This is a genomic window from Selenomonas ruminantium subsp. lactilytica TAM6421 (assembly GCF_000284095.1).
Lineage (GTDB): Bacteria > Bacillota > Negativicutes > Selenomonadales > Selenomonadaceae > Selenomonas_A > Selenomonas_A lactilytica.
Genome location: NC_017077.1, coordinates 12,474 through 29,781, shown reverse-complemented (window position 1 = coordinate 29,781; position 17,308 = coordinate 12,474). Strand labels below are relative to the sequence as shown.

Below are 17,308 nucleotides of genomic sequence, written 5' to 3'. Positions count from 1 at the left end.
TATGTACACCTCACTATAATTAAAATCATATGTTCATTTACTACATTATAAACCCAAAATGTACATTTTTCAATATAATTACAAAAATGTACATTTTGTTCACAAAGTTCTTTATGTACATTATATACATCTTGTACATTATAAACATTATATACACTATGTTCGTAATGTACATTTACATAATAAATTATTTATGCCTTATATTATAAGAAAAAATAATATTGCAAAATAGTTTTGAATATAGTATACTTAAATCATAAAATAAAAGGCGGTGATTATGTGAGAAATGGTCACTATACAGCAGGAGATATAGAAAACTTAACAGTTATCCCAGCTGATAAGGATAAAAACACTGTGCAAACGGCTTATGGCAAAGTAGAGGGCATTTTGATATGGAGTAATGGCTTAGACTATGCGATAGGCAAAGGAGTAGAAAAGAAAAACTATAGCCGTCTTGATAAAATACCTTCTGAATATAAAGTAGTAGCTGAAATTATACGAAAAAAAGCCTTAGGAAGAGGTGGACATCGTATAGGTGCAGGACGGCCTAAGACAGATGCGCCAGAGAAGAGGACGCGTTCTTTCAAGCTGACAGAATACGAATATCTAAAAGTAAAAGAATATATTTTACAACTTAGAAAAAGGTAAACTGTAATCAAAATACAAATATATAACAAATTTGTTTTGTGATAATACTATGGTATAATCAAAGGTAAGAAATGAGGTGTCCTAATTTGAGCGATAAAGACGCGGTAACTAAGGACTATATAAAGCAGCCAGTGCAGTTTGCTGACTTATTCAATGGCTTCTGCTTTGATGGTGAGGAAATAATTCGCCCGGAAGACCTTCAAGAAATGGATACAACGGAAATTGTTCTTCCGTATGGTTCTGATGGCGCAACCTTGCCAGAACAGAAAACAAGAGATGTATTGAAAAGTTTGCTCAAGACAGATGGCAAAGCAGCCTATTGTATCTTGGGCGTGGAAAATCAGAGTGAAATACATAATGCTATGGCCATTCGCAATATGCTGTACGATGCTATAACACTTGCAGGGCAGGTAGAAAAGACGGCTTGTTCTTACCGCAAAGCACATGATTATGGTGCTAATAAGAGGGAATTTCTAAGTGGATTCCATTTGGGAGATAAAGTATTACCTGTCATTACCATAGTATTGCATTGGGGAACTGATGCGTGGGATGCTCCGCTATCATTACGGGAGATGTATCCTGATGATATGAATCCCAAAATAGTGAATTATGCTGCTGATTACAAGGTTAATCTGGTATCACCAGCAACTATGACAGATGCACAGTTGGATATTTTCAGATCCGACCTAAAAGAAGTATTGAAATTCATTAAGCACTCTGATAATAAAGAGGCTTTAATGGACTTAGTAAACCGTAACCATAACTATCAAAAATTGGATAAATTGGCGGCGCAAACCATAAGCGTTTGTACCAATGTGGACTTTAAGGTACCTGAAGGAGAGGAGTTGGTTGATGTGTGCAAGGCGATTGAAGATATAAAAAAAGATGCTTTAGATGAGGAGCGCCGTAATACAGCGGTTCGTATGATTAAGGCTGGAAAACTTAGTCTGGAGGAAATTGCAGCTTATCTTGCTATACCGCTGGCCAACGTAAAAGAAATAAAAAACTCATTAGCATAATATGTTAGTAGAAAACATCACAAAGCACTAAAGGCAGGGAAATATCTCCCTGCCTTTAGTGCTTTGTGATTAAAGTATACTTTTTCAAAACAATAATACCTATGAGTATTGGTACCAAAACTTAAAAGTATTGACACCGATAGAGAAGCAATGTAAAATCAGGCTATGACAATATATCAAAACTTATAGTCATAAAGATAGATTTTGCCAACTCTGGGAGTAAAAAACGGCCAACTCTAGGAAAAATTTTATGCCAAAACGCCGAAAAATCATTGTCAATGCTGATCATATAAGGGGGAATCATATGTTTTATGGATATGCTCGGGTATCTACCCGTGGGCAGGTAAAAGGGAACAGTCTTGCAGAACAACGGCAGCAGCTTATGGATGGAGGCTGTGATGAAGTCATAGAGGAACAATACACCGGGACAACTACGGAGCGGCCACAGCTGGATGCACTGCTGGCACGGCTTAACATCGGCGATACACTGATGGTTACCAAGCTGGACAGGTTGGCTAGGTCTGCCACAGAAGGGGCCAATCTTATCAAGGAACTTACTGATAAGGGGATTCGTGTCAGTATCCTCAATATGGGGGAGGTGGATGAGCGCCCACAAGGCAGGCTCATGCTTCACATACTGCTGGCTTTTGCTGAGTTTGAACGGGATATGATTGTGGAACGGACACAGGCAGGGAAAGCCATTGCCAGAACCAAGGCTGGGTTTAGAGAGGGCCGGCCACCAATAGACAAAGCCAGGAAGGATGCTGCGGTCGATATGATTCTCAAGGGTGAGAAATCATATAAGGAAGCCGCTGCGGCTGTAGGTATAAGCAAAAGTACTTTAGTAAGAGCTGTAAGAGCAAAAAAAGCTGAAGTGTCTGTTAATCCTGACCCGTTTTATTCTGATAGCAATATCCGTTATCTGGAGCGCAAATTGGAAGATTATAAGACTGGCGGGATGAAGCTGGCAGAACATGAATTTATAGATGAATGACCGTGCGCCAGGTCGCTTAATCTTTCCGTACTTCTTACGATATACAATATAGAGGAGCATGGGCATGAATACTATGCAGATGCAATTCATGCGGCTATAATAGACAGAATAAAACAGGAATTTTCTATAATTTGACGAATTAAATACAAATACAACACATTTTATTGGAACTTATCATTTTGGCTCATGCCATAGCTTCCGGGAGGCAGGATTTATGTTCGATACAAGGGAAAGAAAATTGACCGTTATGTTGATGGCAGCATTATGCTTGGGTGGTGGAACCATTGCTTTGGCAGCACCGCCGCCACCTCCACCGGTAAATCCCCGGGATGATGCCGGTCTGGAAATGCGCCGTCAGCGTGAGGAAGCTGAGCGTGAGCGTCTGCGTCAGCAGATAGAGGAAGACCGGAAGAAGCAGGACGAGAAAGTTCAGGGCAATACGGAAACGCCTGTCAGTGCAGGTGAGGCTGAGGTGAAGTTTGTCCTGAACAGGGTCACCATAGATGAATCAGCTGTCATCAAGGCCGACAAATTCAACGAGATCACGGAGACCTATCTGGGCAAGGAAGTTTCCCTGGCAGACCTTTCCGCCATCGTAGAGAAGATAAATGCCCTCTATGCGGCTGAAGGTTATGCCACCTGCAAGGCATATCTGCCCCAGCAGACCATTGAGAATGGCCATGTGCATATCGCCCTGATTGAGGGCAGGACCGGCCAAGTATCCCTTTCCGGCAACAAGCATACGAAAGAAAGCTATATCCGAAATCGTCTGCCCCTGCATAATGGAACGGTACAGAATTTCAATGAACTGAACGAAAAGCTCTTTCGTTTCAATGCCACCAATGATGCCAGGCTCGGCATTACCGTGAAGGCCGGGAAGGAGCCCGGTACAACGGACTATGAGATCGTGCTGCAGGAGCCGAAGAACGATGTCTTCACCCTGTCGGTGGATAATAGTGGCGGCAGCAACAATGGGGAATGGCGTGAGGGCTTTTACTACACGAACCGCAGTCTGTCAGGGCGGCGGGACAGCCTGACTGCCAGCTATACCCGTGCCAAGGGGTTGGATTCAGTGGGCCTTAATTATGCGACTCCTGTGGGACGGCAGGGGGCAAAACTGTTTTTCGATTACAGTACCTCCACCAATGAGCTGATTGAAGGATCCATGCGTAGTCTTAAAAGCAATGGTCATGGCTGGTATTTGGGGGCAGCCTATCTCCATCCCATAGTGCTGAACCAGACCACCCGTACGGAGGCAAAAATCGGCGTCTATCGGCAGAACTCCCAGACGGATATGATGGATGGTTCTGTTCCCTGGCTGGACAGCCGGGCCAATAACCTTTATCTGTCCCTGGCCACGACACGTTATGGGAAGACCTGGGCTTTCTACCATCAGCATTATTACGGAATCGGTCATTCCCAGGCCTTTCAGGCTAATGACGGAACCTATGCCACCAAGGATTATTCCCTTTATCGCTTAAACAGTCTGTATCAGGAAAGCTGGCCCAACGGCCATACCTTTACGGGACGTTTGAACCTGCAATGGAGCGGGGTACACAACCTGCCCTCGGCAGAACAGTTTTTTCTGGGAGGCCTGAACAGTGTGCGGGGCTACAAACGTGATATGATCAGTGGCGATAGCGGTATTACCTATAGCGCAGAATACGCCATCCCGCTGAACCGGAAACGGACGGCCTCCATTTATGGATTTTTCGATTATGGCGACATCCTGGGGGATACTGCCTATGAAGATCATCTGCTGAAAAGTGTCGGTTTGGGGCTGAAGGCCAGTATCAAGCAGACGGTCTATATGGATCTTTCCATCGGTTTCCCACTGGAAAAGGATCTGAACGGCAGCCAGGTGTCCAAGACGAGGATTCACTTTGGCATGAATGCGCAATTTTAAAGTATTGGCGATAGATTGAGGCGATTACGGTCATTAATCTTAACGTGAAAGTGAGGAAATTTTCATGAAAAAGCAACATCAATCCGTACTGCTGTACTGTGTCCTTTTTCTTATCTGGTTTTTTATTCCGTACACTTCCGTTGAAGGCGCCGATCGCAATGACAAGATTAACTATCCTGCTTATATGCAGGGGATTGATTACGGCAATGGCCCGATTTATGTCATCGGACATAGGCCTCCCGACTCCGATAGCGTATGTACGGCAATCGCCTACGCAAACTTGAAACGGAAGCTGGGTATAAACGCCGAGGCCAGAATTACTTCGGCGATAAATGCGGAAACCGCCTACGCCTTAAAATATTTTGATTTCCAGGAACCACCGCTGCTGGATAATGCCGCCAGTAAAAATATCATACTCGTAGACCATAACAGCTTTGCCCAGGCAGTTTCTGGGATGGACAAGGCCAACATACTGGAAATCATCGACCATCACAACTTCATTGGTGACGTCAAAACGGCAGCTCCCGCTTATTACCGCAATTTGCCCATAGGCTGCACTTCCACCATCGTGTGGTTGGAATATCGTGAAGCCAATGTTCCCATTGAAAAAGGCATGGCCGGAATGATGCTTTCCGCTATCCTGTCAGATACGGACAATTTGCAAAGCACCACCACCACGGACTTGGATCGGCAGGCGGCAGCCGACCTCGTGAAAAAAGCGAATGTCAAAGACAGAACCGCCTATTTCCTCGCTATGGAAGAAGAATTTGCTGCTTATCGAAATATGTCGGACAAGGATGTTTTCTATTCCGATTACAAGGAATTTACCGTAAATGGCATTTCCTATGGTTGCGCCACGGTCGTCGCATTAACGCCGGAAAAAAGACAGGCTTTGGAGCAGCGACTTGGCGACTGGGTAATGAAAAATTTTAACACGCAAAAAATGGATATGCTCTTTTTGAAAATTCACGATTTAGAAACCTATTCGGCAACCATATCCTGCTACGGTCCTGGTTCCGTGGGGTGCGCTGCAAAAGCCTTTGCAACCGTGGACGGAAACAAAATTATCCTGGAAAAAAATATTTCCAGAAAAAAGGTAGTTCGTCTTCTTCAGCCGCAAATCGAAAAGTGGGCGGCAACTCAAGGGAAATAAACGGTGAAAGCAAATCGCACTTTATATCCAAGATAAGGATTCAAGTTGGTATGAATGCGCAATTCTAACGGATTAGAGATAGATTGAAAGGGGAGAAATACCGTGAATAAGACATATAAGATTATCTGGAGCCATGTGCGGAAGTGTTATGTGGTGGTTTCCGAATATGCCAAGAGCCACGGTAAGAACAATACGAGAAGTGTCCTGGCGCGGGTAGCACCTGTCCTCTTAGGTGGGGCGATGCTGGCATCGGCGGCTATGCCGTCATTGGCTGAGGCGCAAAATATTGAGAAAGTCAACGGTACAAAGTACAACGATACGGTCAACCATATCTATGCAGATAAAATGGTGAACTCCACTGCGGTCAACGCTTTCAAGTCCTTTAAACTGGATGCAGGGAATATTGCCAATATGCATATGGGCACTGCTCCGGGCAGTACGAATGCAAGCAGTCTGGTGAACTTTGTCAATAATCAGGCCAGTATCAGCGGTACGGTCAATGCGGTGAAGAACGGCGGCATTGGCGGCAACCTCTATTTCCTTTCGCCCAATGGCGTAGTAGTAGGCTCGACTGGCGTTATCAATGCGGGCAGCGTACACCTTATGGCTCCTTCCCAGTCGGAATACAATGCCATGGTGGGGGACAGCGGCGTAAATGATACGGCCTTCTCACAGCGGTGGAGCAGCATTCAGGACGGTACAATCCCGCTGAATGCTGCTGGCACCATTACCGTAAGCGGTCAGATTCATGCTGTTGACGGCATTTCTGCCCATGCAGGCAAGATTGAGATCAAAAATAGTGCCAATATTATAAATAATGACTCGGTTGATTTTTCCAGCCTGGTCAATGTCTCGGATACGGTCAAGGCCGGATTGACGAGCAATCTGCAGCTGCAAAAGAGTGGGGACAGCGGAGCCATCAAACTAGCAGCAGTGGGGGACAATTCTGCCCAATGGGATGTAACGGATGTTGACCTCAAGCCCAAGGCTGAGATTGAAAAGGGTGCCGTCATAAAGGGTGATGGCGAGGTGAATATCTCTGCTGAAGCGAAGAATGCTGGCTCCATGATGCTTTCCTCCATGACCGCTACGGTGGATGTGGATGGCAGCGTCACAGGGGATACGGTGGACATCAGCGCCACTGCTGAGGATGAGTTTGCCCTTTCCCGGGGCAATCAGATTTCGGAGGCTTTCAATAAGCAGCTTGACCTGCCGACTTTAGCCGGGGATATCCTGAGCTTTGCGGATATTGACGTGTCATTGGCCGTGCATGATGCTAAAGCTGAAGTCAATATCGGCAAGGATGCCGTCATCACCGCTACGGGCAAGGATACGGTGACGGATAATGATGGCAAGCAGGAGGTAACCAGAGCTCTTAATGTCAGCGCGGAGTCCAGCCTTTCGGGTGCCATCGCCACAGAACCTGATTCCTTTACCGGGGAAATCTTTGATATAGCCAAGGAACACTTCAAATGGAAGCAGGGGGCTCAAAATACTTCCATTGGCGTGGGCGTGGTGAAAAACAATGCAGAAGTGAACGTCAAAGGCAAGCTCGCCACCACGGACGAGGAAGGCGGCGTGAGTGTAAAAGCCTCAGCACCAATGGTCTTTGAGGGGGATATTTCCAATACCATCTATAAGGATTCGGACAACGCCTTTTTGGCATTGGGCACTGGTGTGGTGGTCAGTGAGAATCACAGCAATGTAAAACTGGAAAACAGCGCCCAGCTTACGGATATTGCCGGTGATTTCGAGGCTGCTGCCGATGCGGAGAACAAACTGAGTCTTTCCGTGTCTGTAAAAGGTTTTGACAACACCTCCGTTGCCACGGCAGCTGCGGTCTTGGTGCATGATTCCTCCGCCGATGTGAAGGTGGATACGGAGATTGCGGCGGCAGATGTGTCCCTTGACGCTGACAACACGGTGAAAAAGCTCAGTGTCAAGGCGAAGAACGGCCTGGGCAGCGGTGATGGTACCCCGGCAAATACGGGGCTGCTCACCACTTCAGACAAATACATGAGCAATCTCCAATATTCTATTTTCGGCAAGATCACCGGCAGGGAAATTGAAGAACCGGATCCCCTGTTTGAAAATCTGTCCGAACTCTTCAACGCCGGTGCCAGCGTGGGTGTTGCTTCGGCGAGCAATACGGCCAAGGTCACGTTAACTCCCCAGGCGGACATAAATGCCGTTGGAGCTGTGGACATCAGCTCCGCGGTAAGCACGGAATCCCTGCGGATGAATTCCAGCGGTTCGGCAGGCAATGCCAAACAGCACAAGATTGATGACGAGAATTCCGAGAGCCATCAGAAAGTGAAGGTAGAAGCCTCTGTTCTCGTGGCTGACCTGGAAAACAAAGCCGATGTGGTGGTGGAAGAAGGTACAGAGGACAGCCATGCGGTCATTAAAGGCAGCGAGGTGTCCATTGGCACCAAGAATACTTTCACTTATGACAATATCGAATCCATGAAAAAAGCTTTGAAGGATGCTGCCACGGCCAAGACTCTGCGGGAGGCCGGCCCGGACATCAGCAAAGCTTATGATGAGCTGGTGGAGGCCTGGGACGCCTATGAGGAGGACAAAGGCCGCTTTGGTGCCGTGGCTTCAGCTGCTTCCGGACTGCTTTCTGCTCTGGGAGAAATCCCGTCAGGCCTCAGTGAGCTGGCAAGTGTAAAGAACAAGCTCACGGCCTTTATCGACCCTGCCTCCTATGGCACCTTCTATGTGGGGCCCAAGACTTCCGGGGGCAAGCTGGGCAATATCGATCCCACGGCCAACAATTCCAAGTTTGCCGTGGCCGGGGCGGCAGATATTGCTCTGCTCGATGATACTTCCAAGGTTAGTCTGGGCAAGTATGCCCAGATTTCTGCCACGGACAAGGTGAATATTACATCCGATCTGACCCGTGACGATGCTTCGGTAAATGGTGTGCTGGGCCTCATGAACTCCGGCGACCAGAATTCCGTGGGTGGTATTTTCTCCTTCTACAATGCGGATCGTACGTCCAAGGTCACTTTGGGCGATCATGTGTCTGTGACGGGCAGCGGTATAGCCACTGAGGCCACCAAGGATACCTCGCATCTTTCTGTGGCTGCCGGCGCAGGCAAAGGGGGAAGTGCGGGCATTACAGCTATGGTTTCCATGGTGCAGGGATCGGATACTGCCGCAGTGGAAGTGGGGAATGATACCAATTTGAATGCCCTGAATGGGGGCAAGGTGGCTATCTCCACCGACAACGACACGCAGATTACCAATATTGCGGGCAGCGTGGGCATTGGCACCTCCGCAGGCATTGGTGCGGCGGTCGCTGTCACCGATGTGAGCCGGGACAGCCTGCTGACTATAGGCAGGGCAACGATTCAGGGGGGAAGTGCGGACTTTTTCGCGGTTAACGGTGGCATGATCAACACTGCTGCCGTAGCAGGCGGCGTCGTGGCCAATGACGATACGGAAAACGTGGGCAAACTTGCCAAATTCCAGAACTGGATGCAGAACCAGAAGAACAAGGTCAGCAACGTCAGCCGGAAGCTCAACGATGCCACGAAGAAAATCATCCCCGATAAGCTCAAGGCCGCCATGGAAGTCAAAGACAACAAGATGCTCAAGACGGACAACGTGGCCAAAAATCCCCAGGCAGGCAAGGAACTGCCCAGCATCAGCGTGGCCGGGGCGGGCAGCGTAGCCGTCAGCCTTGGCGATGCTGCTACAAAATCCGTCATTGATGGTGCTGCTATAACCCTTACCAAATCTTCCCAGCCGGGACTGCTCTCTGCCCATGCTGTGGATACCGGCTATACTGGTTCCTATGCCGGGGCGGCAGGTATTGCCTGGAACAACCATACCGGTCCCAACAATGAGAACAGCCGCACCGTGGGTGTGGCCGGTGCCGTAGGCTGGGTATCCGGGGAGAATGATGTGATTTCTGCCATAAAGAATAGCACTGTCAACGCTTCCATTGATAATTATGCCGAAAAGAGTGGCGCAGGCGTGGCGGCGGGACTGGGCCTTGCCCTGGCCAAGGGCGGCTCGGCAGCAGGTGGTTCCTCCACCTCGGCGGCGGCCTCTTTGTCTGTAATTGACCTGGACAATACTGTCAAGGCAGAACTGAAAAACGATACAGTAACTGGTGACTCTGTCACCAACAGAGCGATTGATGCGGATACATTGGTAGCTGGCGGCGTCAATGCCTCCATTGCCCTGGGCAAGTCCAAGGGCACCGCCGTTGGCGGCAGTGTGGTGGTGAACCGTGTCCATAACGATATGGATGCTTTGATTGATGGGGGAAGCTATACCCTTACCGGAGATCTGGCCAATAAGGTCAGCACGAATATCACCGAGATTGGCGCAGCCATTGGTGTGTCTGTAGCCCAGAGCTCAGGCTTTGACGGTTCTGCCTATGGCATTGAAGGTGTGGCGGCTTATAACGGCCTTACCAATGAAGCCACGGCAGAAATCAGCGGCGCAACCATTGCGGCCAAAAACGTGACGGTGGATGCCCGTGACTCCAAGGACACGTCCAAGAAATACGACGAATACATCAACAAGAGCGGCCTGGATGCTACCGGGGCTTCCTATGCGGAAAACCTCAAGGATGCGCTGGACAGCGACGGCAAGGCAGATATTTCCTCCTCTGGCGGCAACACCGTTGTTTCCGCAGCGGTGGGTGTAGGGGCATCTGTAAGCGAGGGCGGTGCAGCCGCCGCGGCAGCTGCTGCCATCAGTGAAGTCAAAAATGATTTTACGGCAGCTGTTACCAATAACAGCAAGATCACCGGGAATAATGGCAGTATCCAGACCAAGGCGGACAGCCGCACCCTGATGATCAATGCAGCAGCCGGCGGCGGTGGCACCTCGGACGGCTGGGGTGTTGGCGGTTCTTTCAGCTGGCAGACTGATGCCAATACCGTGACCGCCAAGGTGGAAAACTCTGACATCAAGGGTATGCCCATTTCCGTTATCGATGCGGGAACAGCTGCCAAAGCAATCAATGTGGCAGGACAGGTCTCTGTGGGCAATGTGGCAGTCGGCCTGGCTGGCGCCTATAATCGCCTGGAAAATACCACTGGTGCCTATGTAAAAAATTCGCAATTTACGGATAATACAACTAAGTCGTTGGCCATCAGTGCGAAGAATGAAGGCCGGGTTTATGCCGTGACCGCAGGTGTGGCAGCTTCCCGGGAAAAACTGGCGGCCAATGGTGCCGTGGCCGTAAACAGCGGTGCGGATAACATCAAGGCCGAACTTTCCGGCGGCACGGTGAAGAATGCCACGAGCATTTCCGTTGCCTCCGAAGACGATACGAAGAAACTGGCGGTAGCCGGCGGCTTCACCCTTTCTCAGGGTACGGCCATTGGCGGCGCTGTGGCCTATAATGCCATTGGCGACACCGACCGTCAGGTCAACAGTGCGACTATCAATGGCACTACCATTGACCATAATACCTCGAAAATCAATGTTACAGCTACGGATAACTCCGGCCTGACCACCATTGGCTTTGGCGTAGGCCTGGCCAACGGTTCCCCAGCGGTGAACGGCGCCGCAGCAGTAGGGTTGAAGTCTGCCGATGTGACCGCCGAAGTGGTCAATACGAATGTCAAGAACTCCACGGGCAATATTTCTGTCAAAGCCAGCACCGATGATGATTTCAGCACCAATGCGGCCGTGGCCGCTGTGGGCGAGTCCGCTGCCATCGGCGTGGGCGTGGGTGTCACCCGTGACGAAACCCATACCACGGCCAAATTCTCCGGCGGCAGCTTCACCGGCAATGATTTTGACCTGGGCGCAGCCAGCCATGCAGACATCACCACGGTAGGCGTAGGCGGCGGCGTAAATTACGGCAGCGGTCTGGGCCTGGCCGGTTCGGCCACCGTGAACCTTATCGACACGGAGACCAAGGCCCTCGTCAACAATGGTGCCAATATCAGCGCCAAGTCCCCGGCTATCACGGCCATCAGCGATGAGAAGATTGCCAACTATGTAGGGGCACTCTCTGTTTCTTCTCAGGGGGCAGCCATCGGGGCTTCTGTCAGCGTCAACGAGATTGACAGTGAGACGGAAGCGGCCGTTGAAGGGGCCAATACGGTCATTAAATCCACAGGGGATGCAACCCATTCTGTCAAGGATACCGTCAGCGATGACGCTATCCTCGACAAATATGCGGATCAGGATCTCTTCAAATCCTCCGATAGCCTGAAGGATGCCCGCACGGCCAAGAGCTACACGGGCTTACTGGTGGATGCCTCCGGCACCCATACCATGAAATCCTTCCTGGTGAATGCCGGCGGCACGGGTACAGGTGCGGCCGTAAATGGCACGGTGGATGTGAACCTGATTGGCGGCTCCACCAAGGCCCGCATTACGGATGCCAGGATAAATAATGCTTCCGCCAATAAGAGCAATGTGAATGTCATCGCCCACGACTATGCCAATAGTGCAGGGGGCGTGGGTACGGTGAACATCGCCATGGAAGGGGGCGCTGTGGGCCTTGGTTCTGACACCAATAAGATTACCCGCACCACGGAAGCCTCCCTGATTGGCCCCTCCGCTAAATACGATTTGTATGCCAATGATGTCAATATCGAAGCCAAATCCCGTCAGGGCGTAGGTTCCTTTGCTGCCGGCGCTTCCTTTGCCGGTGAGGGGGCAGCGGTCAACGCCGCCTCTGGCGTGACTCTGCTGGATGGCACCACCAATGCCTTCCTCAAGAATGTGAACATCAAGAATGCCGGCAATATTTCCCTGACGGCAGATCATCTTTCCCGTTCCCATCTTATCGGCACGGTGTTCACTGGCGCAGGCATTGGCGCAGGCCTGAGCATTGCCGTGGGCTATGTGTCGGATACGGGCACTACCGAAGCCACGGCAGAAAACATCAATGTGGAATATGCCGCCAACAAGAAGGGCGACCTGAATGTCAAAGCCAATAATGAGATGAAGGTCAACTACACGGAAATCGGCATAGGTGCGGCCGGTGTTGGCGCAGGCCTGGCCGGTTCCATCGGCGTTTCGGAAGCAAGCAGCACCACCAAGGCCCAGCTTAAAAACAGCACCATCGGCACGAGCAGCAAACGGGCGAAGAATGCCAATATCACCGCCAATAACCAGCTGATCCTCGACCAGAAGGCCGGTGTGGGCTCCGCCGGGGCAGCCGGTGTAGGCGTGGGCGTTTCTGTCAACAAGCTGGACAGCACCACCAATGTGAATATTGAAAACAGCAAAGTCTACGCCGGAGCCATCAATGCCGGAGCCAGCGACAACAAGGACATCTGGCAGACTGCGGGCAATGCCTCCATAGGTGGTTCTGCCATGGGCCTCAATGTCATGGTGACCAATGTGGGCAAGGATATTTCCTCAACCTATGATGCTGGTGATGGCAAGACCAAGATAAACGTCAGCAATGTCTTCCAGGATATAAACGATGCGATGAAGGCTGGCAACCTCTCGAAAGAAGAATCCCATGGCGTGGTGGATAGTGACGGGAAAAATATCACCAATACCCGTGACACTGTGATCATGACAGCAAAGAAGAAGGACTCTGCCTCCGGCCTTACGGTTATGGGCAGCACTCTGGATTCTGCTGGGGATGTGACCCTTTTGGCAGGTACTGAGACCAATGCCGAGATGAAGAGCGTAGTGGCTACCGCAGGGGGCAGTGCGGCCATCAGCGGCACGGTGGCTGTGCTGGATGTGGCAGGCAACTCCGTAGGGGAAGTGCGTAACTCCACCATCAAAGCCAATGCCGGTGATATTACCATTGCCTCCTATCAGGGCGGTCTTTCCGAGCTGGAAGTCAAGCAGGGGTCCCTCAGCGGCACTCTGGCTCTGTCCGGAGCCTATGGCAAGGTCAGCAAGAGCGGACTTACGGATCTGCAGCTTTCCGGCAATACCATGAATGCTAAAAATCTTTCCATTGGTGCCAGTGATGAAAGCCGGGCCAAAATTGACGCCTTGGGCGCATCCGGGGCCATAGCCGGTTCCGTGAATGTCCTGATTGGCGATGTGGAAAACAAGGGCAAGGTATCCGTGGCCTTGCAGGGTGGCAACACCCTGAAAACCTCGGATAAACTGCTGGTGGTCGCATCCCGCGGGCCGGAAAAGGATGATCAGAAAACCGCTGAAGTAACCACCCAGGCTGTTTCCGCTGCCATTGGTGTAGCCGGTACGGGTATCTCTGCCACGGCCCATGATGCCAGCGAGACCGCCGTAACGTTAAATACGGCCAAGAATAAGAATGCCAACAGCCTGAGTGCAGGCACCATCGGCATTACGGCACTGAATTCTCCTAATGTAAAGACGGAGACCAAGTCTGCCGCCGCTTCCCTGTTGGTCAGTGGTGCGGTAACAGTGGCGGATTCCTCTGCCGGGACGAAGTCTGCCCCGATTAAGAGCACCGTGGATATCGGCGATGGCACAAGCCTCCTGGCCGATGAGACGGAAATCCTCGCCCAGAACGAAATCGGTCTTAGCACCGACATGAAAGGTCTGGGCATCTCCGGCTATGTGGCGGCCCAGGTCAATACCGGCCGGGCAGATGCTTATGGCAATTCTCAGATTAACCTTGGCAAGGTAAATGTTCAGGAACGTGGCATTCTGATGGCCATGAGCAATACCAATGTGACCAAGGATATCAAGGCTGCCGGTGTCAGCGCCGCCGGTCTGGTGGCTTCCGGCACCAATGTGGCTAAGAGCGACAGCGTGCTGAACTCTGCCATCAATGCCAATGGCACCAATGACAAGCAGCTGCAAATCGCCCTGCTCCTGAGCACGGCTTCCGAGGACAATACGGCGAGAGCTGACGGGGATGGCGGTGCCGCAGTGGATATCTCCCCCTATGCCGCCAAACTGGAAAACAGCCTGACCACCAATACCAAGACCAATGTCGGTGGCAACTGGAATGCCTCTCTCTTTGCCGCCGGGGCAGAACTTACGGACAAGCATGACTTTACCACTGATGCAACCAGAGCTGCCATTGCCGGCGGCAGCGGCGTGGGCATTACCAATACGGCGACGCACACCACGGCCATCAATGTGAATAATGCCAATATCAGGACCAAATTCACCCAGGGCTACAATGCCAATAACAATATTGACTACAAGGATACCCAGAAGGCCGGCAGCTACGGCGGCGTTACGGGCAGCGATTCTGCTGTGAAGAACACCATTAACGCCACTGCTGATGTGAACATCACCGGCGGCACCCTCAAAGGGCAGGATGTATCTTCCCTGCGTGCCCAGGCCAAGACCGACAGCAAGATTGTAAGCAAGAACAATGTGGAAGGGGCAGGCGTTGTCCAGATCCTGGTGGGCAGCAGCGATGCAGATACTTCCTTTACCGACAGGGTTACTGTGACCAATGCCAATCTCTCCACGGAAAAAGGGGATATTTCCCTGGCTGCCACCAGCGATATTGACCATGACCTGGAAGCAGAATCTGTGGATGAAGGTGGCGCTGCAGGCGTTACCACGGTAAAGAACACCAACAAGCTCACCCGGAAGGACAAGATTGACATTACCGGCACGACGAAACTGGCCAGTGGCCATGACCTGATGCTGCTCGCAGGGGCCGATGAAAACAAGACTCCCTCCAACCTGCGTCTTTTGACTTATGCCAATGCCCATAATGCCACCTTTATACCCGCTGAGACTTCGCCCACCATCAATGAGACGCTGACTCTTGATAGGGGCGTGACGGTGGGCAGTGGTGCCAATACCACCTCCATCCGCCATACTTATCTGCGGGCAGATGAGGGCACTTCCTACATCGAGGAATCAGCTCGTCAGTTCAAAATCTGGGGGCAGGGAGAGACCGGCAAGCGCCGCCTCACCAGCACGGCCCTTGGTGACAGTGATGTATCCCAGAACAAGACCGCTAAGGTGGATGTGCAGGGGAAGGTTACCGCTGGCCTTCATAATCAGCTGGATATTGACATTACGGGGGACTTCAAGAGAGACAGCAATGGCGGGCTTGATATCAGCGGCGTGAAGGTGACGGCGAAGCAGGGCTGGGTCAATGTTGCTAACACGACCAAGACACTTACGAAGGAAAATCCCTACAGCGAACGTTATGACGAAGTGCTGAATGCCATGAAGGATTATACTCCGGGCAGCAAAGAGTACAGCCTTTTGGAGAGCGAGGTTAATGCCATCGTTGCCGCCATGGACAGCGAAGGTTTCCTCTATCGGGATACTAACGGCAACACGGCTATTCTGAGAGAAATTCCCATGGCGGGGCTGGAGTTTGAGGACATCAACGTATCCGGCGGCAACGTCATCGTAAATGCTGCGTCTCTTGCGGGAGATAAGAACATTACGGCTAATGGCGCACCTCAGGTCAATATCACCAACAACGGCAATGCCTATCTGCTGTTGAATAATGTGAAGATAGAGGAGGGAGGTGGCAGGCTTTACCAGAATGACCAAATCATAAGAGATGCTGCCGGTGAGTCTGCCATCAATATCAAATCCCTGGGCAAGGAAGACAAGGACAGGCTTTCCCGGCCGGACATCTCCATCGCCGGAAATGTGGAAAATAATTCCGGCGCCGTAAGCATAAGCAACAAGAACTACGACGTTGACATCACTGGCTCCGTAAATGGCAAGTCTGTTTCCGTTATTGCTGAAAAAGGCTCCATTAACCTTTCGCGGCCAACGGGCTTCGTAAACGTGGGAAGAGACCCTATTGCCAAATATATGTTTGATGAAAAGACGGCAGAGAAAATTCAGAAATACTATACTAGTCGGAGCGCTGATAATCTGATTGGCATAAAGTCTCCCGGTTACAGCTATTACAAGGATTTTCTCAAAAGAGATATTGGCCTCACCGGTGTCGAGATGATGTATGAGGACAATTCTGAGAAAACAGGCTACATCGCCGGGGGCAACATCACCATCACTGCCAAAGATGTGAATATCAACGGCCTGATCCAGAGCGGGTACACAAATTATACGAACAAAGTCAATAATAATGACCTTTATAAAGTTGAATCAAAGGCGAAGATATACAAGTTTTCAGATGATGATGTGATTGGAAATGAAAAGTGTCAGGTGGGCCAGAAAGGAATGATTTGGAACGATAAGACGAAAATGTATGACTATGCTGTACCGATTTACTACAATCCTTCCACGGGCCACCTGCTGACAGAGGATATTGACGTACGCGGCGGGCATGTGGATATCAAGGGGAATATCATCAACACCGGCAGCGGGCGTATTGTTGTGGCGGATGGTGTGGCTGACATAAGTCTTGACACCATAGGCACGGGGAGAGAACTCTATGTAGGCCGTATTACGAATAACGACCGGGATGGTTTTATCCGCATCAGCGATACTATGCGGGGACAGGTTTACGAAAGTACGGGGACTATGCATCGGGTGTACACCCCGGGCAATGCCGCTGCGGCGAAATGGGAGACCGGCAAGAGCACCGGCTATACTCCTGTTCCCAGCGCATTTACCTGGACGGGGGGAACCTCTGGACAGACTGTGGTGGACAAGTATTACAGGAAGTATTATGTTTCCGCTTTTGGCATGTTCAATCTGTGAAATTATGCCACCACCGATGAGCTCATCGATAAAATCGGTGCAGACAT

General features: G+C 50.6%; 6 protein-coding genes. All 6 read left to right on the top strand.

What is annotated here, in order from left to right:
* Window positions 1-234: 234 nt before the first annotated feature.
* The 6 genes from SELR_RS15615 (at window position 235) to SELR_RS15590 (ending at window position 17,261) form a co-directional block, all read left to right on the top strand.
* Entirely contained in the window at window positions 235-648 is a 414-nt protein-coding gene (locus SELR_RS15615) for a hypothetical protein (RefSeq protein WP_231848199.1), read from the top strand.
* A gap of 86 nt (window positions 649-734) precedes the next feature.
* The gene (locus SELR_RS15610; RefSeq protein WP_050992830.1) at window positions 735-1,667 is read left to right on the top strand and encodes an Rpn family recombination-promoting nuclease/putative transposase; all 933 of its coding nucleotides are present in this window, start codon (window positions 735-737) and stop codon (window positions 1,665-1,667) included.
* A gap of 304 nt (window positions 1,668-1,971) precedes the next feature.
* Window positions 1,972-2,661, top strand: a complete 690-nt coding sequence (locus SELR_RS15605; RefSeq protein WP_041914915.1) for a recombinase family protein — start codon at window positions 1,972-1,974, stop codon at window positions 2,659-2,661.
* 214 nt (window positions 2,662-2,875) lie between these two features.
* On the top strand, window positions 2,876-4,567 hold the full coding sequence (locus tag SELR_RS15600) for a ShlB/FhaC/HecB family hemolysin secretion/activation protein (protein ID WP_014431015.1): 1,692 nt from the start codon (window positions 2,876-2,878) through the stop codon (window positions 4,565-4,567).
* A 64-nt stretch (window positions 4,568-4,631) separates the two neighbouring features.
* Window positions 4,632-5,720 (top strand): DHH family phosphoesterase, encoded by a 1,089-nt coding sequence (locus SELR_RS15595; RefSeq protein WP_014431014.1) that lies wholly within the window; start codon window positions 4,632-4,634, stop codon window positions 5,718-5,720.
* A gap of 102 nt (window positions 5,721-5,822) precedes the next feature.
* On the top strand, window positions 5,823-17,261 hold the full coding sequence (locus SELR_RS15590) for a leukotoxin LktA family filamentous adhesin (protein ID WP_041914914.1): 11,439 nt from the start codon (window positions 5,823-5,825) through the stop codon (window positions 17,259-17,261).
* Window positions 17,262-17,308 lie beyond the last annotated feature (47 nt).

Excerpts from the sequence above, each read along its gene's own strand:
- SELR_RS15600 (WP_014431015.1), top strand. The coding sequence starts at position 2,876 with ATGTTCGATACAAGGGAAAGAAAATTGACCGTTATGTTGATGGCAGCA.
- SELR_RS15605 (WP_041914915.1), top strand. The coding sequence starts at position 1,972 with ATGTTTTATGGATATGCTCGGGTATCTACCCGTGGGCAGGTAAAAGGG.
- SELR_RS15595 (WP_014431014.1), top strand. The coding sequence starts at position 4,632 with ATGAAAAAGCAACATCAATCCGTACTGCTGTACTGTGTCCTTTTTCTT.